General features: G+C 73.6%; 24 protein-coding genes. 14 read left to right on the forward strand and 10 right to left on the reverse strand.

The features are described from left to right. Positions 1-116 precede the first annotated feature (116 nt). Positions 117-1,199: an LLM class flavin-dependent oxidoreductase gene (locus tag DOO78_RS11475; protein ID WP_165838844.1), complete on the reverse strand. Its 1,083-nt coding sequence runs from the start codon at positions 1,197-1,199 to the stop codon at positions 117-119. A 127-nt stretch (positions 1,200-1,326) separates the two neighbouring features. Here DOO78_RS11475 and DOO78_RS11480 point away from each other — a divergent pair, with 127 nt between their 5' ends. Genes DOO78_RS11480 through cofC form a run of 5 tightly spaced genes read left to right on the forward strand, consistent with a single transcriptional unit; the run spans position 1,327 to position 5,522 of the window. Then, positions 1,327-2,187, forward strand: coding sequence for a TIGR03620 family F420-dependent LLM class oxidoreductase (locus DOO78_RS11480; RefSeq protein ID WP_111469910.1), 861 nt, complete (start codon positions 1,327-1,329; stop codon positions 2,185-2,187). Positions 2,188-2,201: 14 nt separating this feature from the next. Beyond that, complete coding sequence (fgd, locus tag DOO78_RS11485) at positions 2,202-3,206, forward strand: glucose-6-phosphate dehydrogenase (coenzyme-F420) (protein ID WP_111469911.1); 1,005 nt, start codon at positions 2,202-2,204, stop codon at positions 3,204-3,206. Further along, positions 3,203-3,943 carry a coenzyme F420-0:L-glutamate ligase gene (cofE, locus tag DOO78_RS11490; protein ID WP_111469912.1) on the forward strand — a complete coding sequence of 247 codons (741 nt, stop codon included), beginning with the start codon at positions 3,203-3,205 and terminating at the stop codon, positions 3,941-3,943. The genes fgd and cofE overlap by 4 nt, the downstream gene beginning before the upstream one ends. Further along, a complete protein-coding gene (cofD, locus tag DOO78_RS11495) occupies positions 3,940-4,860 on the forward strand; it encodes a 2-phospho-L-lactate transferase (protein WP_111469913.1) in 921 nt (306 codons plus the stop codon). The genes cofE and cofD overlap by 4 nt, the downstream gene beginning before the upstream one ends. Positions 4,861-4,862: 2 nt before the next feature. Then, positions 4,863-5,522 carry a 2-phospho-L-lactate guanylyltransferase gene (gene cofC / locus DOO78_RS11500; RefSeq protein ID WP_111469914.1) on the forward strand — a complete coding sequence of 220 codons (660 nt, stop codon included), beginning with the start codon at positions 4,863-4,865 and terminating at the stop codon, positions 5,520-5,522. A 165-nt stretch (positions 5,523-5,687) separates the two neighbouring features. Here the strand turns inward: cofC and cofH are convergent, their stop codons facing one another. Then, on the reverse strand, positions 5,688-8,012 hold the full coding sequence (gene cofH, locus DOO78_RS11505) for a 5-amino-6-(D-ribitylamino)uracil--L-tyrosine 4-hydroxyphenyl transferase CofH (RefSeq protein ID WP_111470116.1): 2,325 nt from the start codon (positions 8,010-8,012) through the stop codon (positions 5,688-5,690). A gap of 152 nt (positions 8,013-8,164) precedes the next feature. On the opposite strand from cofH, the gene DOO78_RS11510 reads away from it, so the two are divergent. From DOO78_RS11510 to DOO78_RS11525, 4 genes are read left to right on the forward strand one after another with little or no spacing between them, the layout of a single operon-like run. Beyond that, entirely contained in the window at positions 8,165-9,118 is a 954-nt protein-coding gene (locus tag DOO78_RS11510; protein WP_165838845.1) for a TIGR03619 family F420-dependent LLM class oxidoreductase, read from the forward strand. A gap of 1 nt (position 9,119) precedes the next feature. Then, complete coding sequence (locus DOO78_RS11515) at positions 9,120-10,148, forward strand: LLM class F420-dependent oxidoreductase (RefSeq protein WP_111469916.1); 1,029 nt, start codon at positions 9,120-9,122, stop codon at positions 10,146-10,148. After that, complete coding sequence (locus tag DOO78_RS11520; protein ID WP_207802872.1) at positions 10,145-11,101, forward strand: peptidyl-alpha-hydroxyglycine alpha-amidating lyase family protein; 957 nt, start codon at positions 10,145-10,147, stop codon at positions 11,099-11,101. The genes DOO78_RS11515 and DOO78_RS11520 overlap by 4 nt, the downstream gene beginning before the upstream one ends. A gap of 10 nt (positions 11,102-11,111) precedes the next feature. Then, the gene (locus DOO78_RS11525) at positions 11,112-12,683 is read left to right on the forward strand and encodes a D-aminopeptidase (protein WP_111469917.1); all 1,572 of its coding nucleotides are present in this window, start codon (positions 11,112-11,114) and stop codon (positions 12,681-12,683) included. A 61-nt stretch (positions 12,684-12,744) separates the two neighbouring features. On the opposite strand, the gene DOO78_RS11530 is transcribed toward DOO78_RS11525, so the two are convergent. Together DOO78_RS11530 and DOO78_RS11535 are read right to left on the reverse strand one after the other, a co-directional pair. Then, positions 12,745-13,596: an LLM class F420-dependent oxidoreductase gene (locus DOO78_RS11530; protein WP_165838846.1), complete on the reverse strand. Its 852-nt coding sequence runs from the start codon at positions 13,594-13,596 to the stop codon at positions 12,745-12,747. 79 nt (positions 13,597-13,675) lie between these two features. Beyond that, positions 13,676-14,671: a Bug family tripartite tricarboxylate transporter substrate binding protein gene (locus DOO78_RS11535; protein ID WP_165838847.1), complete on the reverse strand. Its 996-nt coding sequence runs from the start codon at positions 14,669-14,671 to the stop codon at positions 13,676-13,678. A gap of 293 nt (positions 14,672-14,964) precedes the next feature. Between DOO78_RS11535 and DOO78_RS11540 the strand changes: the two genes are divergently transcribed. Further along, on the forward strand, positions 14,965-15,393 hold the full coding sequence (locus DOO78_RS11540; protein WP_111469920.1) for a helix-turn-helix domain-containing protein: 429 nt from the start codon (positions 14,965-14,967) through the stop codon (positions 15,391-15,393). Between the two features lie 14 nt (positions 15,394-15,407). Here the strand turns inward: DOO78_RS11540 and DOO78_RS11545 are convergent, their stop codons facing one another. The 3 genes from DOO78_RS11545 to DOO78_RS11555 form a co-directional block, all read right to left on the reverse strand. Then, complete coding sequence (locus tag DOO78_RS11545; RefSeq protein WP_165838848.1) at positions 15,408-16,391, reverse strand: Bug family tripartite tricarboxylate transporter substrate binding protein; 984 nt, start codon at positions 16,389-16,391, stop codon at positions 15,408-15,410. A 95-nt stretch (positions 16,392-16,486) separates the two neighbouring features. Next, complete coding sequence (locus tag DOO78_RS11550) at positions 16,487-16,717, reverse strand: hypothetical protein (protein WP_111469922.1); 231 nt, start codon at positions 16,715-16,717, stop codon at positions 16,487-16,489. Further along, positions 16,714-17,490, reverse strand: a complete 777-nt coding sequence (locus DOO78_RS11555; RefSeq protein ID WP_111469923.1) for an enoyl-CoA hydratase/isomerase family protein — start codon at positions 17,488-17,490, stop codon at positions 16,714-16,716. Before DOO78_RS11555 ends, DOO78_RS11550 begins: the two co-directional genes overlap by 4 nt. A gap of 152 nt (positions 17,491-17,642) precedes the next feature. On the opposite strand from DOO78_RS11555, the gene DOO78_RS11560 reads away from it, so the two are divergent. The 4 genes from DOO78_RS11560 (at position 17,643) to DOO78_RS11575 (ending at position 21,552) form a co-directional block, all read left to right on the forward strand. Next, positions 17,643-18,815 (forward strand): CaiB/BaiF CoA transferase family protein, encoded by a 1,173-nt coding sequence (locus tag DOO78_RS11560; protein ID WP_111469924.1) that lies wholly within the window; start codon positions 17,643-17,645, stop codon positions 18,813-18,815. Between the two features lie 163 nt (positions 18,816-18,978). Further along, positions 18,979-19,569, forward strand: coding sequence for a Uma2 family endonuclease (locus tag DOO78_RS11565; protein ID WP_111469925.1), 591 nt, complete (start codon positions 18,979-18,981; stop codon positions 19,567-19,569). Next, positions 19,569-20,747, forward strand: coding sequence for an enolase C-terminal domain-like protein (locus tag DOO78_RS11570; protein ID WP_111469926.1), 1,179 nt, complete (start codon positions 19,569-19,571; stop codon positions 20,745-20,747). Before DOO78_RS11565 ends, DOO78_RS11570 begins: the two co-directional genes overlap by 1 nt. 67 nt (positions 20,748-20,814) lie before the next feature. Next, positions 20,815-21,552 carry an aspartate/glutamate racemase family protein gene (locus tag DOO78_RS11575; RefSeq protein ID WP_111469927.1) on the forward strand — a complete coding sequence of 246 codons (738 nt, stop codon included), beginning with the start codon at positions 20,815-20,817 and terminating at the stop codon, positions 21,550-21,552. A gap of 12 nt (positions 21,553-21,564) precedes the next feature. Here the strand turns inward: DOO78_RS11575 and DOO78_RS11580 are convergent, their stop codons facing one another. The 3 genes from DOO78_RS11580 to DOO78_RS11590 form a co-directional block, all read right to left on the reverse strand. Then, positions 21,565-22,551 carry a Bug family tripartite tricarboxylate transporter substrate binding protein gene (locus DOO78_RS11580; protein ID WP_165838849.1) on the reverse strand — a complete coding sequence of 329 codons (987 nt, stop codon included), beginning with the start codon at positions 22,549-22,551 and terminating at the stop codon, positions 21,565-21,567. A gap of 73 nt (positions 22,552-22,624) precedes the next feature. Then, positions 22,625-23,383, reverse strand: coding sequence for an FkbM family methyltransferase (locus DOO78_RS11585; protein WP_111469929.1), 759 nt, complete (start codon positions 23,381-23,383; stop codon positions 22,625-22,627). Beyond that, entirely contained in the window at positions 23,380-24,051 is a 672-nt protein-coding gene (locus DOO78_RS11590) for a glutathione S-transferase (RefSeq protein WP_111469930.1), read from the reverse strand. The genes DOO78_RS11585 and DOO78_RS11590 overlap by 4 nt, the downstream gene beginning before the upstream one ends. Positions 24,052-24,250 lie beyond the last annotated feature (199 nt).

A 24,250-nucleotide genomic window follows, 5' to 3' on the forward strand; every position in this document is an offset into this window, starting at 1 on the left:
CCCTGGCCGAGGATCCGTCACAGCCTGTCATGGCCAAGCCATGGCAGGGCAACGGGCAGCGACGGCTTTGATGGGCGGCTCAAAGCCAAGGGAGCGGTCGCAGGGGCCGCCGCGGCTCAGGCGGCGGGCCGCATCGCCTGGACGCGCGGCATCACCTCCTCGGCGAAGAGGCGGATCGTCCCGTGCCGCACCGCCCGCGGCACGCCATAGGTGGCGTTGCTGACGACGAGGTAGTTGAAGCCGAGATCGAGGATCTCCCGCACCCGCCGCGCCACCGTCTCCGGCGAGCCGACGAGGTTCTGCGCGATATAGCCATCGAGGTTGGCCGGGTCCGAGAGCTGCCGCAGGTTGGCGAACATGCGGTTGAACTGCTGGTAGCCCGGGATGTCGCCCCAGGGCGCGTGGTCGGACTGGTAGTGCTCGACCTGCAGGGCGAAGAAGCGCGGCAGGTGCTCCAGCGCCTGGGCACGGGCCTCCTCGTCGGTGCGGGCGACGAAGCATTTCACCGAGATCGGCCTGGTCACGGCGGGGCTGCCGCCGAGCGCCGCGGTGCGCGCCGTCCAGGTCTCGAGGATGCGGCGCAGCAGCTTGTCGGGGAAGGAGGAGAGGCAGAGCGGCGGCAGGCCGAGCTCGGCCATGATGGCGGCGCTCTCCGGACTGCCGATGGCGCCGTAGAAGCTGGGGCGCGCGCCCTCGGGCGCCGGCCGCAGCGTGGTCGGGCGCGGCCAGTGCACATGCTGCCCGGCGAAGGTGACCGGCCCGCCGGCGAGCGCCGCCCGGGTGAACTCCCAGGTCTCGCGGAAGCGGTCGCGCGCCGTCTCCATGCCGATGCCGAAGGCGTCGTATTCCGACTTCGCCGTGCCGCGGCCCATGCCGATATGCAGCGGGCCCTGCGCCAGGGTCTGCAGCATCGCCACATCCTCGGCGAAGCGCACCGGGTCGTACCAGGGCAGCACCATCACCGCGGTGCCGAGGCCGAGCCCCGGGCAGGCGGCGGCGAGATGCGAGAGGAAGAGCAGCGGGTTGGGCTGCGGGTAGTAGTCGCTGAAATGGTGCTCGACCATCCAGGCGGCGTCGTAGCCGAGGCGGTGCAGCAGCTCGGCATCGGCGATGGCCTCGCGGTAGAGCTGGCGGTCCGTCAGCCCCTCCTCCCCCACGGCGCCGATCTGGTAGCCGAAACGCGCGGCGGCCTCTGTCATCCGTCCCTCCCCGGGATCTGGTCTTGCCGGAAAGGGTAGCCTCCTATCGGCCCGGAAGGGAACCGGCGGGGGTGCAGTGGCGGCCCCGGCCGGACCGGCCCATAATGCCGGGGAGAGGAGACGCAGCATGGATCTCGGACGTCTCGGCGTTTGGTACCCCACCGACCGGCTCGACGCCGCCGGGCTGCGCGCCCTGCTGGGCGTGGTCGAGGGGCATGGCTACGGCACGCTCTGGTATCCGGAATCCACCGGCTACGAGAGCATCGCGCTGGCCGGCTTCCTGCTGGCGAACAGCCGCCGTCTCGCCATCGGCAGCTCCATCGCCAATATCTATGCGCGCGACCCCTTCACCGCGCGCCGCGCCCTCGCCACGCTGAACCGGCTGCATGGCGGCCGCTTCGCGCTCGGCCTCGGCGTCAGCCACGTGCCGCTGGTCGAGGGGGTGCGCGGCCATCGCTACGACAAGCCGGTGCCGGCGATGCGCGCCTATCTCGAGGGCATGCGGAAGGGCGGCAAGGGCGCGCCGGAGGGCAAGGTGCTGCTCGCCGCCCTCGGGCCGCGGATGCTCGCCCTGGCGGCGGCGGAGACGGATGGCGCCGTCCCCTACAACGTGACGCCCGAGCATACCCGCCAGGCGGCGCAGGCGCTCGGGCCGGGCAAGGTGCTGGCGGTGGAGCAGAAGGTCTGCGTCGAGACCGACAAGGCCCGCGCCCGCGCCCTCGGCCGCAAGGAGCTGGCGCGCTACATGGTGCTGCCGAATTACGTGAACAACTGGCTGCGGCTCGGCTTCACCGAGGCCGACCTCGCCGAGGGCGGCAGCGACCGCTTCATCGACGCCATGGTGCTCTCGGGCGACGCCGATGCCGTGAAGGCCGGGCTGCGGGCGCATTTCGAGGCCGGCGCCACGCATGTCTGCCTCCAGCCGGTGACCGAGGAGGGCGACGTGGCGGCGCGCGACGCCATGATCGCCGCCCTCGCCGACACCTGACAGGGACAACATCCATGCTGAAGCTCGGATATAAGGCCTCGGCGGAGCAATTCGCCCCGGCGCGGCTGCTGGACTACGGCATCCTCGCCGAGCAGGCCGGCTTCGAGTCCTGCTTCATCTCCGACCATTTCCAACCCTGGAAGCACACCGACGGGCACGCGCCGAACTCGCTGGTCTGGCTCGGCGCGCTCGGGGCGCGCACCGAGCGGCTGGTGATCGGCACCAGCGTGCTGACGCCGACCTTCCGCTACCATCCCTCCATCGTCGCCCAGGCCTTCGGCACGCTGGGCGCGATGTATCCCGGCCGCGTCATCCTCGGCATCGGCACCGGCGAGGGGCTGAACGAGGTGCCCTCGACCGGCGCGCCCTGGCCGGAGTTCAAGGAGCGCTTCGCCCGGATGCGCGAGGCGGTGCAGCTCATGCGCCGGCTCTGGACCGAGGAGCGCGTCAGCTTCGAGGGCCAGTACTACCGCACCGAGAAGGCGACGATCTACGACCGGCCGGAGCGGCCGGTGCCGGTCTATGTCGCCGCCGCCGGCGCGCTGGTGGCGAAATATGCCGGCCGCAGCGGCGACGGCTTCATCTGCACCAGCGGCAAGAAGCCCGAGCTCTACACCGAGACGCTGCTGCCCAATGTCGCGGCGGGGCTGGAGGCGGCGGCGGCGCCGAAGCCGGACTATGAGCGGATGATCGAGATCAAGGTCTCCTTCGACACCGACCGCGAGCGGGCGATGCAGGATACCCGGCATTGGGCCGCCCTCGCCCTCTCGCCCGAGGAGAAGATGCAGGTCGAGGACCCGGTCGAGATGGAGCGGCTCGCCGATGCGCTGCCGGTCGAGCGGGCGGCGAGCCGCTGGATCGTCTCCGCCGACCCGGAGGAGCAGGTGGAGAAGATCGGGTATTACATCGGCCTCGGCTTCAACCACCTCGTCTTCCACGCCCCCGGCCCCGACCAGGCGCGCTTCCTGACCCTGTTCGGGGAGCGGGTGCTGCCCCTGCTGCGCCGCCGCTTCGGGTGACCGATACGCTGAGCCTGACCGCCCTGCCGGACCTGCCCATGGTCCGGGCGGGCGACGACCTCGCGGCGCTGCTGCAGGCCGGGCTCGACCACGCCGGGCTGCGGCCCGCGCCGGGCGACGTGCTCGCCGTGGCGCAGAAGGTGGTGAGCAAGGCGGAGGGGCGCAGCGTGCCCCTCGCCTCCGTCACCCCCTCGGCCGCGGCGCTCCGCCTCGCCGCGGAGACCGGCAAGGACCCGCGGCTGGTCGAGCTGATCCTCTCGGAATCCGTGCGCGTCGTGCGGTCGCGGCCGAACCTCATCATCGTCGAGCACCGGCTCGGCTGCGTCATGGCCAATGCCGGCATCGACCAGTCCAATCTCGGCCAGGAGGGGCACGCGCTGCTGCTGCCGGCGGATCCCGATGCCAGCGCCGCCCGCCTCGCCGCGCGGCTCGGCCTCGCCGTCGTCGTCACCGACAGCTTCGGCCGGGCCTGGCGGCGCGGCACGGTCGGGGTGGCGATCGGCGCCGCCGGCCTGCCCGCCCTGCTCGACCTGCGCGGCCAGCCGGACCTCTTCGGCCGCAGCCTGCAGGTGAGCATCACCGGCTTCGCCGACGAGATCGCCGCCGCCGCCGGCCTCGTCATGGGCCAGGGCGCCGAGGGGCGGCCGGCGGTGCTGCTGCGCGGCCTGGCCTGGACGGCGCCGCCCCTCCCCGCCGCGGAGCTCATCCGTAGCGAGGCGGAGGACCTGTTCCGGTGATCGTCGCGCTCTCGGGCGGCATCGGCGGGGCGAAGCTGGCGCTCGGCCTGGCGCAGCTCCTGCCGCCGGAGGAGCTGCTGGTCGTCGCCAATACCGGCGATGATTTCGAGCATCTCGGCCTCGCCATCAGCCCCGATATCGACACCCTCACCTACACCCTCGCCGGCCTCGACAATCCGGAGCTCGGCTGGGGCCGGCGCGACGAGAGCTGGGCCTGCATGGAGACCCTGGCGGCGCTCGGCGGCCCGGACTGGTTCCGCCTCGGCGACCGCGACCTGGCGCTGCACCTGCTGCGCACCGCGCGCCTGCGGGCCGGGGAGACGCTCTCGGCCGTCACCGACGATATCCGCCGCCGCCTCGGCATCGGCGCCCGCATCCTGCCGATGAGCGACGACCCGGTGCGCACCCGCATCGGCACCGATACCGGCTGGCTCGACTTCCAGGACTGGTTCGTCGGCCGGCGCGCCGGGCCGGCGGTGCGGGCGATCGACTTCGCCGGCGCTGGCAAGGCCCGGCCGCTGCCGGCGGTGCTCGCGGCGCTGGCCGCCCGGCCGCGCGCCGTGGTGATCTGCCCAAGCAACCCCTTCATCAGCATCGAGCCGATCCTCGCCCTGCCGGGGATGCGCGAGGCGATCCAGGCGAGCGGCGCGCCCGTCATCGCCGTCTCGCCCATCATCGCCGGCCAGGCGGTGAAGGGGCCGACGGCGAAGATCTTCGCCGAGCTCGGCACCCCGCCCACCGCCGCCGCCGTCGCCGCCCGCTATGGCGGGCTGCTGCATGGCTTCGTCATGGAGGAGGGCGACGAGGCCGCCGGCATCGCCCCCCGCGTCTTCCGCGCCGCGACGCTGATGCGGAGCCTCGAGGACAAGGTGTCGCTGGCCCGCGCCGTGCTCGCCGCCGCCGAGGCGCTGCGGTGAGCATGGGCGCGATCTGGGCCATCCTGCCGGTGAAGGAGATGCAGGGCTCGAAGCAGCGCCTCTCGCCGCTGCTCTCGCCGGAGGAGCGGGTGGCGCTGATGCGGGTGATGGCGGGCGAGGTGCTGGACGCGCTCTGCGCCGCGCGCGGCCTGGCCGGCGTCGCCGTCGTCACCCTCGATGCCTGGACCACGGCCGAGGCGGCGCGGCGCGGCGCCCGGGTGATCACCGAGGGCGCGCGCGAGGGGCATACCGGCAGCGTCACCGCCGCGGCGCGGCTTCTGGCGGCGGAGGGCGCCGCGGGCGTGCTGACCATGCCGGGCGACATCCCGGCGGTGACGCCGGCCGAGGTGGAGGCGCTGGTCGCGGCGCATGGCGCGGCGCCGGCCTTCACCATCGCCCCCTCGCATGACGAGATGGGCTCGAACGGCGTGGTGCTCTCGCCGCCGGACGCCGTGCCGCTGCGCTTCGGCGATGACAGCTACCGCCCGCACCTCGCCGCGGCCCGGGCCCAGGGCATCGCGCCGCGGGTGGTGCCCCTGCCGGGCGTGGCGATGGATATCGACCATCCGGCGGATCTGGCGATGTTCGCCGGCCTTGCCCTGGCGCGCCCGACCCGGACGCTGGCCTGGCTGCGCGAGAGCGGCGTGCTGGCGCGGCTGTAAGGATCGCCGCGCAGCGGCGAACATCTCCTGCGAACGGACTGGTCCTTGACCGGTCCGAGGCCCCGAATGGGGCCCGCGGCCTATGCCGCGAAGCCAAGCAAACCGGAGGTTTGCGCCCGGCGTCTGAGGGGGCCGTTGATGGGTCACCATCAACGGCCGCTGGTATTATGCCGGCACCTTCCGCCGCGGCGCCGTCTGCACCACCGGGGTGAGGTCCGCCGCGTCATAGGCCCGCGCCGCCTGCGCCCCGGGCGGCACGCCATAGAGCGTGGTGCGCTGCTGCGGCACCCGGCCGATGCCGCGGATCAACGCCTCCATGGCGGCGGGCGGGAATTCCTGGCCGTGCTGGGTGCCGGCGGCGCGGCTGATGCTCTCGTTCATCAGCGTGCCGCCGAGATCGTTGGCGCCGGCCTGCAGGGCGAGCGCCGCGCCCGCCGGACCCATCTTCACCCAGCTCGTCTGGATGTTGGTGATGTGCGGATGCAGGGCGAGGCGGGCGACGCTGTGCATCAGCAGCGCCTCGCGGAAGGTCGGGCCGCGCCGCGCCTGGCCGCGGAGGTACATCGGCGCTTCCATGTGCACGAAGGGCAGCGGCACGAATTCGGTGAAGCCGCCCGTCTCCGCCTGCAGGTCGCGCAGCGCCAGCAGGTGCCGCGCCCAGTTCAGCGGCGCCTCGACATGGCCGAACATGATGGTCGCGGTGGTGCGGAGCCCGAGCCCATGCGCGGTGCGCGCCACCTCCAGCCATTCCGCCGTGTTCACCTTGTCGGGGCAGATGATGGCGCGGATCTCGTCGTCCAGGATCTCCGCCGCGGTGCCCGGCAGGGTGCCGAGCCCGGCCTCCTTCAGCCGCGCCAGGTAGTCGCGCAGCGAGAGGCCGAGCGTCGCCGCGCCCTGCGTCACCTCGAGCGGCGAGAAGGCGTGGATGTGCATCCCCGGCAGCGCGGCGCGGATGGCGCGGCAGATGCCGGCATAGGTCTCGCCCGTGTAGTCGGGATGGATGCCGCCCTGCAGGCAGACCTCGGTGGCGCCGCGCGCCCAGGCCTCCTCGGCGCGGCGGACGATCTCGGCATGGTCGAGGTCATAGGCCGGGCCGCGCAGCGCCGCATGCGTGCTGCCCTTGCTGAAGGCGCAGAAGCGGCAGCGATAGGCGCAGATATTGGTGTAGTTGATGTTGCGGTTGACGACGTAGCGCACGACCTCGCCGGAGACCGCGGCGCGCAGCGCATCCGCCGCCGCGGTGACATGCGCCGTATCGGCGTCGCGCGCGGCGAAGAGGCGGATGATCTCCGGCGGGCCGAGCCGCGCCCCCTCCGTCGCCCGCGCGACCAGGCGGGCGAGCCCCGCCTCCGCCGCGGCGAGGCGCGGCGCCGGCAGCGGCGGCAGGGTCAGCTCGCCCGGCGACCAGTCATCGCCGCGCGCCAGCCCCTCGGCATCGCTCGCCCGCCGCAGCGCCGTGGCGACGGCCGGGGCGAACCATGTCTCGGGCGCCCGCAGATGGGCGGGATAGGCCGGCAGCCGCTGCACCAGCACCTTGCCCGCCTCGGCGGTGCGGGCGGCGAGTTCCTCGAGATGCGGCCAGGGCGCTTCCGGGTTCACATGGTCCGGCGTCACCGGGGAGACGCCGCCCCAGTCGTTCAGCCCCGCCCCGACCAGGCGCTGATAGACGCCGGGCGAGAGGTTGGGCGGCGCCTGGATGGTCATCGCGCCGCCGAGGACGAGCCGGGCCGCGGCGATGGTCCAGAGCAGCTCGTCGAGATCCGGCTCCGGCGCCGCCGCCCCCAGCTTGGTCCGCGGCTTGGCGCGGAAATTCTGGATGATGACTTCCTGGATGTGGCCGTGGCGGTCCTGCAGCGCGGCGATGGCGCGCAGCGCCTCGATCCGCTCGGCCCGCGTCTCGCCGATGCCGATCAGGATGCCGGTGGTGAAGGGCACCCGCAGCTCGCCGGCCAGGCGCAGCACCTCCAGCCGCGCCTCGGGGTGCTTGTCCGGGCTGCCATGGTGCACGCCGCCCGGGGCACAGAGCCGGGCGCTGACGCTCTCCAGCATGATGCCCTGGCTGGCCGTCACCTCGCGCAGCGCGGCGATCTCGTCGCGCGTCATCACCCCGGGGTTGGCATGCGGCAGCAGCCCCGTCTCCTTCAGGACGAGGCCGCACATCGCCGCCAGGTAGGAGAGCGTGGTGGCATGGCCGAGCGCCGCCAGCGCCTCGCGCGCCTGCGGCCAGCGCAGCTCGGGCTTGTCGCCGAGGGTGAAGAGCGCCTCGGTGCAGCCCTGGGCGGCGCCGGCGCGGGCGATGGCCAGCACCTCCTCCGGCAAGAGATAGGCGGCGCGGCCCGGCCGCGGCACCTCGGCGAAGGTGCAATAATGGCAGACGTCGCGGCAGAGCCTGGTGAGCGGGATGAAGACCTTGCGCGAATAGCTGACGAGACGGCCATGCGCCGCGTCGCGCAGCGCCGCCGCCTCCGCCATCAGCGCGTCCAAGGGCATGGCTTCCAGCCGGTCCTGCACGCTTGCGCTCCCCCGCCACTCCCCCGCATCGTGGGCGCTGACCGGGCCGGATGCAATGCGCCCCCGGGGCGCTCCCCAGGAGCGCCCCGGAGCGATGCCCCGAGGCAGCCCGCCCCAGCGGAGGAAACAGCATGCAGATCGGCTTCAGCGCGCCGAGCGGTGGCCCGCTCGCCACCCCGGACGCCCTGACCCGGCTGGCGCAGGAGGCCGAGTCCCTGGGCTTCGGCTACGCCACCGTCAGCGACCACGTGGTGATCCCGACCGACATCCACGCGAAATATCCCTATACCGACAGCGGCGAATTCCCCGCCAGCTCGCGCGGCGAGCGGCACGAGCAGCTCACGCAGGTGATGTTCCTCGCGGCGCGGACGACGCGGCTGCGCTTCGTCACCTCGGTCATGGTGGTGCCGCACCGGCCGGCGCTGCTGACCGCGAAGATCCTCTCGACCATCGATGTCCTCTCCGGCGGCCGGCTGACGCTCGGCATCGGCGCGGGCTGGCTGCGCGAGGAGTTCGAGGCGCTGCAGGTGCCGGACTTCGCCGCCCGCGGCAAGGTGACGGACGAGTACATCCTGGCGGCCAAGACCCTCTGGACAGAGCCGAAGCCGCGCTTTGCCGGCGAGCATGTCCGCTTCGGCGACATCACCTTCGAGCCGAAGCCGGTGCAGCGGGGCGGGCCGCCGATCTGGGTGGGCGGCGAGAGCGGCCCGGCGCTGCGCCGCACGGCCCGGCTCGGCGATGCCTGGTACCCGATCGGCACCAACCCCGCCTTCCCGCTGGAGAGCCTCGCCCGCTACCGCGCCGCGGTGGCGAAGCTGCGGGGCCTGGCCGAGAAGGAGGGCCGCGACCCCGGCGCCATCGGCCTCGCCTACCGCGTCCAGCGCTACGGGCCGGAGGTGCCGCCGACCGCGGGGGATGGCGAGCGGCGGCTCTTCTCCGGCCAGCCGGCGCAGATCGCCGACGACCTGAAGGCGCTGCGGGACATGGGCGTCATCGGCGTCGACCTCACCTTCCCCGGCGACACGGTCGAGGCGGTGCTGGCGAGCATGCGCGCCTTCCGCGACGATGCGATGCGGGGGCTCTGAGATGCGGCTCGGCCTCACCCTCGGCATGGGCGCCGGCGTCGACATCGCGCTGGTGCTGGAAGCGGAACGCCTCGGCTACAGCAGCGTCTGGTGCGGCGAGAGCTACGGCAACGACGCCGTCAGCCCGGTCGCCTGGGTGCTCGCCCGCACCTCGCGCATCAAGGCCGGCACCGGCATCATGCAGATGCCCGCCCGCACCCCGGCCTGCGCCGCCAGCACGGCGATGACGCTGCAGATGCTCTCGGGCGACCGCTTCCTCTGCGGCGTCGGCCCCTCCGGCCCGCAGGTGGTGGAGGGCTGGCACGGCCAGCCCTACGGCACGCCGATGACCCGCACGCGCGAATACATCTCCATCATCCGGGCGATCGTCGCGCGCGAGGCGCCGCTGGAGCACCAGGGCGAGCATTACCGCATCCCCTATGACGGGCCGGACGCGACCGGGCTCGGCAAGCCGCTGAAGAGCATCCTGCACGGCCGGCCGCTGCGCTTCTACTGCGCCTCCATCACCCCGGGCGGCATGCGGCTGGCGGGCGAGGTGGCCGACGGCAACCTGCCGATCTTCATGTCGCCCGAGGGCGCCGACCTCGTCGTGAAGCCGACGCTCGAGGGCATGGCGAAGGCGGGCAAGCCGGCCGACCTCTCGGGCTTCGACATCGCGCCCTACACCAAGATCCGCCTCGGCGACGACCTCCAGGCCTGCCGGGACGCGGTGAAGCCGGAGCTCGCGCTCTATATCGGCGGCATGGGCGCGCGGGGGAAGAATTTCTACAACGACTATGTCCGCCGCCTCGGCTACCCCGATGCGGCGGCGGCGATCCAGGACGCCTATCTGGCGCGGCGCCAGCGCGAGGCCGCGGCGCTGGTGCCGGACAAGCTGGTGGACGAGATCGCGCTGGTCGGGCCGGCCGACCGCATCCGCGGCCGGCTGCAGGACTGGAAGGCGGTGGCGCGCGACGGGAAGATCGGCACGCTGGTCCTGACCGGCGCCACCCAGGCCGCGCTGCGCGTCGTGGCGGAGGCGGTGCTGTGAGCGGCCCCTTCGGCGAGGGCGGTTTCCGCTACGAGCCGGTGCCCGGCTGGGGCAGCCTGCCGCCGGGATGGTCGCTGAAGGAGGTGGCCGCCGTCGCGGTGGACAGCCAGGACCGCGTCTACGCCTTCAACCGCGGCGAGCACCCGATGGTGGTCTTCGACCGCGCGGGCCGCTTCCTGACCTCCTGGGGCGAGGGCCTCTTCACCCGCGCGCATGGCCTGCATATCGGCCCCGACGACATGCTCTGGTGCACCGATGACGGCGACCACACGGTGCGCAAATGCACGCCGGAGGGCGAGGTGCTGATGACCATCGGCCTGCCCGGCCGGCCGGCGCCCTTCATGTCGGGCCGGCCCTTCAACCGCTGCACCCATACCGCGCTCTCGCCCGAGGGCGACCTCTACGTCTCCGACGGCTACGGCAATGCCGCGGTGCATAAATACGCGCCGGATGGCCGCCACCTCCTCTCCTGGGGGCGGCCCGGCACCGGGCCGGGCGAGTTCAACCTGCCGCACAACATCGTCTGCGACGAGGCCGGCCTCGTCTATGTCGCGGACCGGGAGAGCCACCGCATCCAGATCTTCGACGGCAAGGGCGGCGTCCAGGGCGAATGGACGAATGTCCACCGCCCCTGCGCCCTCTTCCTCGGCAAGGGCCGCTGCCCCTGCTGCTATGTCGGCGAGCTCGGCCCGCAGCTCCCGGTGAACCAGGCCTTCCCCAATCTCGGCCCGCGCATCAGCGTGCTCGACATGCAGGGCAAGCCGCTCTCGCGCTTCGGCACGCTCGGCGACGGCGCGGGGCAGTTCTGGTCGCCGCACGGGCTGGCGGTGGATTCCCGGGGCGACCTCTATGTCGGCGAGGTCAGCTTCACCGCCTGGCCGCGCTACCATGACGGGCAGCCGCCGCCGCCCGAGGGCGTGCGCTGCCTGCAGAAATACCGGCGTCTCGGCTGAGCCCCGCGCCATGGCCGCCGGTCTCGACCCTGGTCTCGCCACCCGCCTCGACCGCCTGGCCCGGCGCCTGCCCCGGACCTATCCCGGCCCGGGCGGCGCGCTCGCGGTGCTGCGCCAGGGCGAGGTGCTGCTGCGCCATGCCTGGGGCTTCGCCAATGCCGAGCGGCGCATCCCCTTCACGCCGCAGACCCTGTTCCGCCTCTGCTCGATCACCAAGCAGTTCACCTGCGCGGCGATGCTGGAGGCCTGCCCGGACCCGGCCGTGCTCGATGCGGCGATCCGCGCCCGGCTGCCGCGCCTCGGCGCCGCGGCGCCCGGTGCGCTGCACTGCGCGCACAACCAGTCGGGCCTGCGCGACTACTGGGCGGTCGCCATGCTGCATGGCTCGCCGGTCGAGGCGCCCTTCGGCGATGCCGAGGCGATGCGGGTCATCGCCGGCACCGCCTCGCTGCACTTCGCGCCGGGCACGCGCTATTCCTATGTGAACCAGAATTTCCGCCTGCTCTCCGAGGCGCTGGAGACGGAGACCGGCCAGGGCTTCGCGGCGCTGCTGCGCCGCCTCTTCGAGCGCGCCGGCATGCCGACCGCCTTCCTCGCCGCCGATACCCGCGCCATGCCGGATGGCACCGAGGGCTATGAGGGCAGCCAGGCCGGCGGCTTCCGCGCCGCCGAGAACCGCATCCTCTGGACCGGCGATGCCGGGCTCGGCGCCAGCCTCGAGGACATGATCGCCTGGGAGCGCTTCCTCGATGCCGGGCGGGACGATCCTGGCTCGCTGCCCGCCCGACTCGCCGCGCCGGTTGCCTTCGCCGGCGGCGCGCCGGCCCCCTACGGCTTCGGCCTGGCGCGCGGCACCGCCTTCGGCCATGCCCTGCTCGGCCATGGCGGGGCGCTGCGCGGCTGGCGCAGCCACCGGCTCTACGTCCCGGCCGAGCGGATCTCGGTGGTCGTGCTGTTCAACCACCTCTCGGACGCGCATGCGGCGGCGATGGAGGCGCTCGCCACCGTGCTGGACGCGCCCATGCCGGGCCCCGATGCCGCGCTGCCGATGCCGGCCTGGGCGGGCGCCTATGCCGAGCCGGAGACCGGCCTGCTCGCCCGCATCGAGCCGGCGATGCCGGGCCGGCTGCGGCTGCGCTTCGGCCATTCGCCGGAGTTGCTCGACCTGCAGCCGGATGGCAGCGCGACGAACGGCCAGACCAGGCTGCAGCCAGGCCCGGCCGGCCTTTGGCTGGAGCGGCCACAGGAGAATTTCCGCAGTCGCCTCGAGCCGCTCAACGGCATGCCGGCCACGGACATCGCCGGCCGCTATCGCTGCGAGGAGCTGGAGGCGGAGCTGCACATCGCCGCGGCCGGCGGCCTGCCCTATGGCGGCTTCGCCGGTGTCCTCGGCCAGGGCCGGATGGAGCTGCTGGAGCCGGTGGCGCAGGATGTCTGGACCCTGCCCTGCCCCCGCGCGCTGGACCACACGCCGCCGGGCGACTGGACCCTCGCCTTCCGCCGCGGCGCGGACGGGCAGGTGGAGGGCGTTCGCCTCGGCTGCTGGCTGGCGCGCGGGCTGGACTACCGCCGCATCGGGTAGCTCCCCACGACCTCGCTACGCGCCGCAGTCGGAGGCCCGTGATTCGCCCCCGGGCCTGCCGCTACCTCACCGCCTCGACCAGCTTCGCCCAGCGGTCGAGCTGCGGCAGGATGACATCGGATTTCGCCGCCTCCAGGCTCACCACCACGCGCTCGATCCCGAGGTCGCGGTCGGCGAGCAGCGCGTCGCGGTCCTCCTTCGCGCCCCAGATCGTCACCGGGCAGTCCGCCTCGCTGCGGCCGGCCTCGGCCAACAGGGCGCGGAATTGCGGCACCAGCGCCGCCACATCGGCATAGTGCTGGCGCACCCGGTGCGGCATCCAGCCATTGCCGTAGCGCACCGCGCGCTTCGCGCCCCAGGGGAAGGCGCCGCCGACGATGATCGGCGGGTGCGGCGTCTGCACCGGCTTCGGCCAGGTCATCATCGGGCCGAAGGCGACGAACTCGCCCTGGTATTCCGGCTTGGTTTGCGTCCAGATCGCCTGCATCGCCTCGATCCGCTCGCGCGCCAGCTTGTGCCGGGTCTCGAAGACGGTGCCGTGGTCCTCGATCTCGTCGCGGTTCCAGCCATTGCCGACGCCGAAGAGGAAGCGCCCGCCCGAGACCTGGTCGATCGAGGCGACCAGCTTCGCGGTCTGGATCGGGTCGCGCTGCACGACGAGGCAAATGCCGGTGCCGAGGCGGAGCGTCGTCGTCGCCCCCGCCGCGGCGGTCAGCGTCACGAAGGGGTCCATGACGTCGTAATACATCTTCGGCAGCTCGCCGCCGCCCGGATAGGCCGCCTTGCGGCCGAGCGGGATGTGCGAGTGCTCCGGCGCCCAGAGGCTCTCGAAGCCGCGCTCCTCCAGCGCCCGGGCGAGCTCCGCCGGATGCATGGAATAGTCGGTGAAGAACATCCCGGCGCCGATCTTCATGGCCTTGCCTCCCCTGTTGCCGGAGAGGCTCGCGCGCCGATGCCGCCGGGGCAAGCCCGGCGGCCCCGCCGCGGCAGCCCTATTCCGCCTGCGCGCCGCTGATCTCGACCAGCGTCCTCCAGCGCCCTTCCTCGGCGGCGAGGAAGCGGCCGAATTCCTCCGGGCTGGCATCGGTGACCGGCTGGAAGCCGAGCGGCACCAGGCGCTCGCCGAACTCCGGCGCCCGCGCCACTTGGGTAATCGTCGCATGCAGCCGCGCCAGCGCCGGCTGCGGCGTGCCGGCCGGCGCCATGATGGCGTACCAGACCTGCGCGTCCACGCCCTTGCCGGGCAGCAGCTCGTCCATGCCCGGCACCGCCTCGAGCCCCGGCACATAGGTGACGCGCCTGGCGCTGCCGACCGCGAGCGCCCGGAACCGCCCCTCCCGCACATGCGGCATCAGCGCCGGCATGACGTCGAACATCATGTCGATATTGCCCGAGAGCAGGTCCTGGATGGCCGGCCCGCCGCCGCGATAGGGCACATGGGTGATGTCGATGCCGGCCACCTTCTTCACCAGCTCCATGGTGAGATGGCTGGTGGTGCCGGTGCCGGAGGAGCCCATGGTGATCTTCCCCGGCGCCGCCCTGGCGGCGGCCACCAGCTCGGCGAAGCTCGTCCAGGGACGCTTCGCGTTCACCACCATCAGGATGGTGCCGGTCGAGACGCGGCTGATCGGCGCCAGGTCCTTCAACGGGTCGAGCGGCATGCGCGAGCCGTAGAGGTACTTGTTGGCGACCAGCGTGTTCGCCGCGCCGATCAGCAGCGTATGGCCGTCCTTCTCCGCCCGGGCGACGAATTCGGCGCCGATATTGCCGCCGGCGCCGGCGCGGTTCTCCACCACCACGCTCTGGCCGAGCAGCGGCTGCAGCCGCTCGCCCAGCATGCGGGCGGTGATGTCGAGGGCGCCGCCGGGCGCGATCGGCACGATGAGGTGCAGCGGGCGGTTCGGGGCCCAGCCCGGGGTCGGGGCCTGGGCACGGGCGGCAACGGGCGCAAGCGCGGCGAGGCCCAGCAGGGGGCGGCGAGAAACCATTTGGATGCTCCCGGTCGAAGCCCGCATGTCGCGAGGCATGGGCGGCGGGGTCAAGCGCGGTGCCTCCTGGAGACGATCCCGATCGGGTGGACTCGCCTGATGCCGGGCGCAGGACGGTTTCACCGCCCCGCCCCTCACGCGCCGGGCGCAACCCTCCGGTTTGCCTGGCTGCGCGCCACGGGGCGCGGCGCCCATCCGGGCGCTCGGCCCCGCGGGCCGTAGGCCAGCACGTCGTGCGCCGGGTATGATCGGGTGCAGATGCTCCAGCCGGCCCGGGAGGTTCTGGAAGGTCGATGTCGGATGCTGCCCCGCCCATGCTGGCGCTGATCGAGGGAAGGCTGGATCGCCTCGGCCTGACGCCCGAGGAGGCCTGCCGCCAGGCCGGCCTGCCGCCGGACTTCCTCGACCGCCTGGCCGCCGGCAAGGTGCCGCCGCCGCGCGGCCAGCGGCTGATCCGGCTGGCGGAGGCGCTGGCGACCAGCGTCTCCTATCTCGTCGGGCTCGATCCGGACACGCCGCCGCCGGCCGAGCTGCTGGAGGAGGACCAGGCCTCCCTCGGCCTGCTGGCCGGCGACGAGGAGGCGCTGCTGCGCGCCTATCGGCGGCTGGACCTGCCGGCCAAGGCGGCGGTGGTGCTGATCCTCCGCACCATGGCGGGGCCGGAGCCGGTGCCGGATGCGGTGCCGCCGAAGCAGCTCGGCCGCGGTCGCCGCCCGGGCTGACCCGGCCGGCATGCCTACTCGATCCGGATCCCGGCCGCCTTGATCAGCCCGGCATAGCGCGCGGCATCCCGGCGGAGCAGCGCCGCCGCATCCTCGCTGCTGCCGCCGCCGGGGATGAAGCCGGCCTCGCGGATGCGCGGCTGCAGCACCGGGTCCTGCAGCGCCCGGTTGACCGCCGCCGCCCAGCGATCGCGGATCGGCGCCGGCAGCCCGGCCGGGCCCATCAGCATGTACCAGACATCGGCATCGAAGCCGGGGAAGCCGCTCTCGGCCACGGTCGGCAGGTCGGGCAGCCATTCGATCCGCCGCGGCATGGTGGTGGCGAGCGCCCGCACCCGCTCGCCGCGGATATGCGGCAGGTAGGTCGGGAAGGTGTCGATGGCGAGGTCGATCCGCCCGGCCAGGATCTCGTTCACCGCCTGGCCGGTGCCGCGGAAGGGCACATGCGTCATGCGGAGGCCGGCCTCGGCGCAGAGCAGCTCGGCCGCCAGGTGCTGCTGCGTGGCGACGCCGGAGGAGGAGTAGTTGAGCTGCCCCGGCCTCGCCCTGGCGTAGTCGATGAAGGCCCCGAGGTCGCGCGCCGGCGAGCTCATCGGCACCACCGCGACCAGCGGCACCGTGGCGGCGAGGCAGATGGCCGTCTGGTCGCGGTGGATGTCGAAGGGCGGCGGCTGCATCAGCGGCGGCACCACGGCCGAGGCGCTGACCGTCGTCATGAAGAGGGTCTGGCCATCCGGCGCGGCGCGGCAGCCGGCCAGCGCCGCGATGGTGCCGCTCGCCCCTGGGCGGTTCTCCACCGCGATGGGCTGGCCGAGCTCGGCCTGCAGCGCCGGGGCGAGGAGGCGGGTGATGATGTCGGTGCCGCCGCCGGGCGCGAAGCCGACCAGCATGGTGACCGGCCGGTCCGGCGCCCAGGCGGCGCGGGCGGGGCCAGGGGCCAGGAGCGGGGCGGCGAAGGGCAGCGCGGTGGCGGCCAGCAGGCGGCGGCGCGGAATCATGCGTGGTATCCTCCCCGGCGTCGGCCACATGGCCGACCGCCCTCTCATGCATCCCAGGGCCGGCATCCTCCAGCCGGCCTGGTGGCCTGGCGGCCTCAGTGCCGCGGCTCGCGCCGCCGCCCCTGCGCGGTCCCCGTCCGCCCGTGCTGCCGGTCCCAGCGATGGCCGCAATCAGGGCATTCCCAGACCGGATCGCCCGCCGCATCGCTCAGGCTGCGGGCGCGCGAGCGGCGGGCACTGGGCGCGAGATGCCGCAACGCCGGCGAGCCGGCGCGATCCGTCAGCTCCGCCCGGCAGGCCGGGCAGCGCTCCGGCGCCGGGCTCATCGCCCCCTCCAGGCCATGGGGCGCTTGGCGAGGAAGCTCGCCACCCCCTCGCGGAAATCCTCGCTGGTGAAGCACATCGTCACCAGGTCGTCGCCCTCCACCTGGCGCGCCGCCAGGCGCAGCCGGCGCATCGCCTCCTTCGTCGCCCGCAGCGTCAGCGGAGCGTGGCCGGCGATCGTCGTGGCGAGTTCGGCCGCGCGCGCCTGCAGCGCCGCATGGTCGGGCAGCACCTCGGAGAGCAGGCCGATCGCCTTCGCCTCCTCCGCCTCGACCAGCCGCGCGGTGTAGATCAGGTCGATCACCCGCGCCGGGCCGATCAGCGCGGCGAGGCGGCCGTAATTCGCCATCGACAGGCAATTGCCGAGCGTCCGGGCGATGGGAAAGCCGATGCGCGCATTGGCCGCGGCGATGCGCAGGTCGCAGACCGCGGCGATGGCGGCGCCGCCGCCGGTGCAGGCGCCGGCGATGGCGGCGATGGTCGGCTTCGGGCATTCCTCGAGCGCGACCAGTACCCGGTCGATCCGCGCCTCATAGTCGAGCGCGTCCTGCGGCGTGCTGAAGCTGCGGAACTGGGCGATGTCGGTGCCGGCGGCGAAGGCCTTCTCGCCGGCACCGGTGATGACGATGGCCCGCAGCGCCGGGTCCTCCCCGGCCGCCAGCGCGATCTCCCGCAGCCGTTCGTACATCGGGAAGGTCAGGGCGTTGCGCGCCTGGGGCCGGTTCAGCGTGACGAAGCCGATGCCGTCGCGGGTCTCGTAGAGCAGCTCGTCCATGGGTTCCTCCCCGGGTCGGGCCCATTGGTGCCGGGGCCGGGGCCGGTTATCAAGCCGTGGCTGTCGCGGCCCGGGGGCGCTCCCGGGCGGTGCGGCTTTCGTGGCAGGCCGGTCGCGGCGCGTCCGGCGGCCTGGACCAGGAGGCACGACCCATGCTGCCGCTCGCCCGCTTCACCGTCCTCGACCTCACCCGCGTCCGCTCCGGCCCCACCTGCGTGCGCCAGCTCGCCGATTGGGGCGCCAATGTCATCAAGATCGAGGCCCCGGAGGAGATCGACACCGGCAGCGGCATGGGCGGGGACCGGCACGGGCCGGATTTCCAGCAGGTGCACCGCAACAAGCGCGGCATCACCCTGAACCTGAAGCAGCCGGACGGGCTGGCCCTGTTCCGGCGGATGGTCGAGAAAGCCGATGTGGTGGTGGAGAATTACCGCCCGGACGTGAAGGACCGGCTCGGCATCGGCTACGAGGCGCTCTCGGCCATCAACCCGCGCATCGTGCTCGGCTCGATCGGCGGCTTCGGCCAGACCGGCCCCTATGCCCGCCGCCCCGGCTTCGACCAGATCGCCCAGGGCATGGGCGGGCTGATGAGCGTGACCGGCCTGCCGGGACAAGGCCCCGTGCGCGTCGGCATCCCGGTCGCCGACCTGACCGCCGGCCTCTACACCGCCATCGGCATCCTCGTCGCCCTGCTGGAGCGCGAGCAGACCGGCAAGGGGCGCTGGGTGCATACCTCGCTGCTGGAGGCCATGGTGGCGATGATGGATTTCCAGGCGACGCGCTGGACCATGGCGCATGAGGTGCCGAAGCAGGCCGGCAACGACCACCCGACCACGGTGCCGACCGGGCTGTTCCGCACCAGCGACGGGCTGATGAACCTGGCCGGCGGCGGCCAGGAGATGTGGAACCGCATCGTCGCCACCCTCGGCCTCGAGGAGCAGGCGAAGGACCCGGCCTTCGCCACCGACCGCAGCCGCGCCCAGAACCGCGAGAAGACCAACGCCCTGCTGCAATCGGTGCTGGAGACCGACACCGCGGCGAACTGGATCGCCCGGCTGAACAAGGCCGGCGTGCCGAGCGGCCCGGTCTATGCCATGGACGAGGTCTTCGCCGACCCGCAGGTACGGCATCTCGGCCTCGAATGGCCGGTGGAGCATCCGAGCCTCGGCACCCTCAACCTGGTGCGGTCGCCGATGACCCTGGAGGGGGTCGAGCCGCCGCGCCGGCCGACGCCGGAGCGGGGCGAGCATACCGCCGAGGTGCTGGCGGAGTTCGGCGTCTCGGCCGAGGAGCTGGCGGCACTCCGGGCCAAGGGAGCGGTCTGATACGCCCCACGAAACCGCTGCGCGGTTCCGTGGGGGCCCCGGGATGCCCTCCCCGGCACGGCCTCGCACAGCCTGCCGCGGCCAAGCCGCGGCAGGGCAACGGGTGGCGACGGGCGCGGGCGGGCGTTCTGGGCTATGCTGGGTCCGATGAGTGGAGGCGGCGATGGACGGCGACAGGCCAGGGCTGCTGGAGCGGGTTCCCGAGGTGCGGCGGCACAAGCTGGACATCCATGGCTACTACCGGATGGCGGAAGCCGGCATCCTGACGCGCGACGACCGCGTCGAGCTGATCGAGGGGGAGATCGTCGACATGGTGCCCATCGGCAGCCCGCACAGCGCGGCCGTGAACGGCCTCATCGCCGTGCTGGCCGGCGCCGTGCAGGGCCGGGCGACCGTGACGGCGCAGAGCCCGCTGCGGCTCTCCGACACCAATGAGCCGCAGCCGGATTTCATGCTCCTGCGGCCGCGCGCCGACTTCTATCGCGGCGCGCATCCCACCGCGGCCGACGTCCTCTTGCTGGTCGAGGTCGCGCAGAGCAGCCTCGCCTATGACCGGCGGGTGAAGCTCCCGCTCTATGCCCGACACAAGGTGCCGGAGGTCTGGATCGTCAATCTCGGGGAGGGCGTGGTGGAGGTGTACCGCGAGCCGAAGGACGAGGCCTATCTGGCCACCACGCGCGCCGCGCGCGGCGACATGCTGGAACCCGCGGCGCTGCCCGGCCTCCGCATCGCTGTCACCGAGGTCATCGGCTGATGCGCATCGCCTCGGTCCGCGACGGCGTGGTGCCGATCGCCTCCGCCATCGCCAATGCCTATATCGACTTCTCCAAGATGACCGCCTCGGTCGTCGCGGTGACGGTCGAGGACGGGCATGGCCGCAGCGCCACCGGCTACGGCTTCAACAGCAACGGCCGCTACGCCCAGCCCGGCCTGCTGCGCGAGCGCTTCATCCCCCGTCTGCTGGAGACGCCGGAGGCCCTGCTCGCCCATGCCGATGGCGGGCTGGAGCCGGCCGGCGCCTGGGCGGCGATGATGCGCAACGAGAAGCCGGGCGGCCATGGCGACCGCAGCGTCGCGGTCGGGGTGCTCGACATGGCGCTCTGGGACGCCGCGGCGAAGCTCGCCGGCAAGCCGCTCTGGCGGCTGCTGGCCGACCGCTACCGCGGCGGCGAGGCGGATGCGAGCGCCTGGATCTATGCCGCCGGCGGCTACTACTACCCCGGCAAGGGGCTGGACGAGCTGGTGGCCGAGATGCAGCGCTATCTCGACCTCGGCTACAGCGTGGTGAAGATGAAGATCGGCGGCGCCCCCGGCACCGCCATCAAGGATGCGCTGACCCTCGACCTGGCGCGGATCGAGGCGGTGCTGAAGCTGCTCGGCGGCGACGGCTCGCGGCTCTGCGTCGATGTCAACGGCCGCTTCGGCCTGCATGCGGCGCTCGCCTATGGCGCCGCCCTCGCCCCCTATCGGCTGCGCTGGTACGAGGAGCCGCTCGACCCGCTCGACTACGCCACGCATGCGACCCTCGCCGAGCATTATGCCGGGCCGCTGGCGACCGGCGAGAACCTGTTCTCGATGCAGGACGCCCGCAACCTGATCCGCCATGGCGGGCTGCGCGCCGACCGCGACATCCTGCAATTCGACCCTGCCCTCTCCTACGGCCTGGTCGAATACCTCCGCACCCTCGCCATGCTGCAGGAGCACGGCTGGTCGCCGCGCCGCTGCGTGCCGCATGGCGGGCACCAATTCGCGCTGAACATCGCGGTCGGGCTCGGCCTCGGCGGCAATGAGAGCTATCCGGAGGTCTTCGCGCCCTTCGGCGGCTTCGCCGACAGCACGCCGGTGCAGGACAGCCGCATCCGCATGCCGGACCTCCCCGGCATCGGCTTCGAGGGCAAGGCCAATCTCTGGGCGGTGCTGAAGGATCTGTAGGGGCGGCGGGGGCTTCCCCGGCCGGCGGCGGCGGGCGAGGCTGCGCCGGCCGCGCCGGAGACCCCGCATGACCCGCCTCCTCGTCCTCAACGGCAACACCACCGAGGCCGTGACCGAGCGCATCGCCGCGGCCGCCCGCGCCGCCGCCCCGGCGGGCGTCGCCATCGAGGCGGCGACCGCGCCCTATGGCCTGCCGCTGATCGTCACCCGCGCCGACTGGCTGCTGGCCGGCCCGCCGATCCTGGCGGCGCTGGCCGCCCACCGCGGCGCCTACGACGCCGCCGTCATCGCGGTCTTCGGCGATCCGGCGCTGGAGGCGGCGAAGCTGCTGCTGGACGTGCCGGTGATCGGCCTCTCCGAGGCCGCCTTCCACGCCGCCGCCATGCTCGGCCGGCGCTTCGGCATCGTCTCCTTCTCCGCGGCGCTGCGGCCGATGTTCGAGGATTGCCTCGACCATCACGGGCTGCGCGGGCGCTGCGCCGGCTTCCGCATGGGGCCGCCGGACGCCGCCTATCCGGCAGTCTTCGGCGCGGCCGAGCAGGCCGCCCTGCTCGCCCTGGTGCGGGACAGCATCGCGCAGGACGGGGCGGAGGCGGTGATCCTGGCCGGCGGGCCGCTGGCCGGCCTGGCGCCGCTGCTGCAGCCGGCGGTGCCGGTGCCGCTCATCGACGGCACGGCGGCGGCGGTGCGGCTCGCCGCGGCGCTGGCCGGCCTGCCGCGCCCGGCCCGGCCCCGCGCCGCCCGGCCGCTCAGCGGCTACGGGCCGGAGATCGCCGCGCTCTATGCGGGATCGGGACCGAGCTGAGCCGCGACGGCCCTATTCGAGCGGCGCGATCCGCGCCTCCTGCACCACTCGGGTCCAGAGCGCGAGGTCGCGCGCCACCACCTGCCGCAGCGTCTCGGGATCGGAGCCGACCGGCTCGAAGCCCAGCATCTCCAGCCGCTCGCGCATCGCCGGGTCGTGCATGGCGGCGGCGATCTCCCGCTGCAGCCAGGCGATGCGCGCCGGCGGCGTGCCGCCAGGCACGAAATAAGCGAGCCAGGCGGTGGTCTCGATCCCCGGCGCGAGCCCCGTCTCGGCCAGGGTCGGCACGTCGGGCAGCGCCGCCATCCGGGCCGCGCCGGTGACCGCCATGGCCCGCACCGAGCCGGCATCGACGAAGGGCTTGGTGCTGCCGGAGACGGCGATGGTCCAATGCGCCTCGCCATTCGCCACGGCCTGCACCGCCAGCCCGTCGCCGCGATAGGGCACCATGGTGCCCTGCAGCCCGCCGGCCCGCAGGCAGAACAGCTCGCAGAGCAGATGCACGGTGGCGCCGATGCCGGAGGTGGCGCAATTCCACCGCCCGGGATGCGCCTTCAGCCAGGCGACGAAGCCGGCGATGTCGCGCGCCGGCAGCTTCGGGCTGGCCACCAGGAGGAAGGGACCGCTGCCGGCGATGGTCACCGGGTCGAAGGCGGTGCGGACATCGATCTCCCGGGCGAAGGCCCGGTTCATCACCGGCAGGATGACGAAATTGGGCCCGCCATAGAACAGCGTGTAGCCATCGGCGGGCTGGGTGACCGCATGCCGCGCGCCGATCGCGCCGGCCGCGCCGTTGCGGTTGTCGATGACGAAGGCGCAGCCGGTGCGCCGCTGCAGGACATCGGCCAGGGCGCGCGTCAGGATGTCGACGCCCGAACCCGGCGAGGCCGGCATCACGAAGCGCACCGGCCGGGTCGGGTAGTCCTCGGCGGCCAGCCCGGGCCGGGCCAGCAGGCCGAGGGGCGCGGCCAGCAACCCGCGCCGCGAGGCGTGCGTCATGATGTCTCCTCCCGCCGGGCGGCCCTTGGGGCGCCGCCGCCTTGCCGGCCAGGCTACACCCGGGCCGGGCGGATCAGGCAATCTCCGCCGCGAGCCGCGCCGGCTCCCGGCTGGCATAGACATCGCCGCTATTGGCCGCGGCCGGCAGGGCGGCGATCCAGCCGGCCATGGCCTCCAGCCCGATCGGCTGGCGATGCTCGAAGCGCATGCTCTCGCCGAGGCAGGCATTGCAGGCGCGGTAGCCCAGCGCCGCGAGGCGGTCGAGGCAGGCCAGCGCCACGCCGGGCTGGAGGGTGGTGAACTCGAAGGAGAGGCTGCGCGGCGCGGCGGTGAGCCCGGCCAGCGCCGCCGCCTCCTGGCCCTCGACATCGATCTTGATGAAATCCGGCTGCTCCGCCGCCGCGATCAGGGCATCGAGGCTCGTCACCGGCAGCGCCAGTTCGGCATCCCAGGCCTGCCCCTCCCAGCCCGGCGCCCCGGCCGCCGCGGCGATGAAGTCCGGGCTGGCGCTGGCCACCGTCGGGTTCGCCGTGTTCAGCCGCAGCACCGCCTCGCCCGGCGCCGCGCCGACTAGCACCGCCTGCAAGGCCACGCCGGCATCCCGGCCGAAGAGCAGCCGCAGCAGCCGGGCCAGGCGGGGCTGCGGCTCCACCGCCACCACCCGCGCGCCGAGCCGGCGGAAGCTCGCCACCCGGTCGCCGACATGCGCGCCGATATCGAAGGCGAGCTCCCCCGGCCCGAGGAAGCGGCGATGGAAGGCATCCAGCCGCGCCGCCCGGCCGGGCGCGTAATAGGTGCGCAGCGAGCGGCCGATGGCGCGCGCGGTGGTCACGTCGCCGGCGGCGTCTCGTAGCCGGCGAGCTGCCAGGCCTCGGGCTCGGCCAGCGCCTCGGCATACCAGCGCTCGACCAGCGGATGCCGGCGCACCGCCTGCACATAGGCCTCCGTGGTCGCCGCAAGCGCCGGCCGCCAGGTGAGGAAGCGGCCGACCACCGGCGCGTACATCGCATCCACCAGGGTGAAGCGGGCGCCGCCGAGGAAGGGGCCGCCGCCCGCATCGAGCGCCTCGGCCCAGGCGCGCTCGATGCGGGCGATATCGGCCAGCGCCTCGGGCGTGCGGCCGAGACCGCTGAAATCCCGCCCGGCATTGAACCACATCGCCTGGCGCAGGCCGCGGAAGCCGGCATGCATCTCGGCGGCCATCGACCGGGCGCGGGCGCGGGCGGCGCGCTCCTCCGGCCAGAGGCCGGGGGCCTGCTCGGCGCAGTATTCGCAGATGGCGAGGCTCTCCCAGACCCGGGCGCCGCGATGCTCCAGATAGGGCACCAGCCCGGCCGGCGTGGCGTCCAGGATCGCCGGGGTGCTGGCGATGCCCTCGCCGCGGACGAAGGGGATCAGCACCTCCTCCACCTCGAGCCCGGCCAGGTGCACCGCCAGCCAGCCGCGCAGCGACCAGGAGGAGTAGCGCTTGTTGCCGATGAGCAGGCGGCCTTCCGACATCGATCTGGCTCCCGGAAGCGGCCGGGCGCAGCCGGCCCGGCGGATGGGAGGCGAGACTGGGCCGGGGCGGCCGGCGCTTCAATCCCGCTGGCGGCGCGGCAGGTCCGCCCCGCCCTCCGCGCATGGCCCGCGCGGCGGCCGCGGCCTCTCGCATGGTCCTTGCATCTCCCTTGCCCTGGGGCAGCCGCGGGTGTTCCTT

Source organism: Roseicella frigidaeris, assembly GCF_003258945.1.
Classification (GTDB): Bacteria; Pseudomonadota; Alphaproteobacteria; order Acetobacterales; family Acetobacteraceae; genus Paracraurococcus; species Paracraurococcus frigidaeris.

Bases quoted from the DNA above. Each gene is read 5' to 3' on its own strand.
- DOO78_RS11570 (WP_111469926.1), top strand. From the start codon at position 19,569: ATGCGCATCGCCTCGGTCCGCGACGGCGTGGTGCCGATCGCCTCCGCC.
- DOO78_RS11535 (WP_165838847.1), bottom strand. From the start codon at position 14,671: ATGGTTTCTCGCCGCCCCCTGCTGGGCCTCGCCGCGCTTGCGCCCGTT.
- DOO78_RS11580 (WP_165838849.1), bottom strand. From the start codon at position 22,551: ATGACGCACGCCTCGCGGCGCGGGTTGCTGGCCGCGCCCCTCGGCCTG.
- DOO78_RS11575 (WP_111469927.1), top strand. From the start codon at position 20,815: ATGACCCGCCTCCTCGTCCTCAACGGCAACACCACCGAGGCCGTGACC.
- fgd (WP_111469911.1), top strand. From the start codon at position 2,202: ATGCTGAAGCTCGGATATAAGGCCTCGGCGGAGCAATTCGCCCCGGCG.
- cofC (WP_111469914.1), top strand. From the start codon at position 4,863: ATGGGCGCGATCTGGGCCATCCTGCCGGTGAAGGAGATGCAGGGCTCG.
- DOO78_RS11480 (WP_111469910.1), top strand. From the start codon at position 1,327: ATGGATCTCGGACGTCTCGGCGTTTGGTACCCCACCGACCGGCTCGAC.
- cofH (WP_111470116.1), bottom strand. From the start codon at position 8,012: ATGCCCTTGGACGCGCTGATGGCGGAGGCGGCGGCGCTGCGCGACGCG.
- DOO78_RS11590 (WP_111469930.1), bottom strand. From the start codon at position 24,051: ATGTCGGAAGGCCGCCTGCTCATCGGCAACAAGCGCTACTCCTCCTGG.
- DOO78_RS11560 (WP_111469924.1), top strand. From the start codon at position 17,643: ATGCTGCCGCTCGCCCGCTTCACCGTCCTCGACCTCACCCGCGTCCGC.
- DOO78_RS11550 (WP_111469922.1), bottom strand. From the start codon at position 16,717: ATGAGCCCGGCGCCGGAGCGCTGCCCGGCCTGCCGGGCGGAGCTGACG.
- DOO78_RS11565 (WP_111469925.1), top strand. From the start codon at position 18,979: ATGGACGGCGACAGGCCAGGGCTGCTGGAGCGGGTTCCCGAGGTGCGG.
- DOO78_RS11515 (WP_111469916.1), top strand. From the start codon at position 9,120: ATGCGGCTCGGCCTCACCCTCGGCATGGGCGCCGGCGTCGACATCGCG.
- DOO78_RS11510 (WP_165838845.1), top strand. From the start codon at position 8,165: ATGCAGATCGGCTTCAGCGCGCCGAGCGGTGGCCCGCTCGCCACCCCG.
- DOO78_RS11475 (WP_165838844.1), bottom strand. From the start codon at position 1,199: ATGACAGAGGCCGCCGCGCGTTTCGGCTACCAGATCGGCGCCGTGGGG.
- DOO78_RS11540 (WP_111469920.1), top strand. From the start codon at position 14,965: ATGTCGGATGCTGCCCCGCCCATGCTGGCGCTGATCGAGGGAAGGCTG.
- DOO78_RS11525 (WP_111469917.1), top strand. From the start codon at position 11,112: ATGGCCGCCGGTCTCGACCCTGGTCTCGCCACCCGCCTCGACCGCCTG.
- DOO78_RS11555 (WP_111469923.1), bottom strand. From the start codon at position 17,490: ATGGACGAGCTGCTCTACGAGACCCGCGACGGCATCGGCTTCGTCACG.
- DOO78_RS11530 (WP_165838846.1), bottom strand. From the start codon at position 13,596: ATGAAGATCGGCGCCGGGATGTTCTTCACCGACTATTCCATGCATCCG.
- DOO78_RS11545 (WP_165838848.1), bottom strand. From the start codon at position 16,391: ATGATTCCGCGCCGCCGCCTGCTGGCCGCCACCGCGCTGCCCTTCGCC.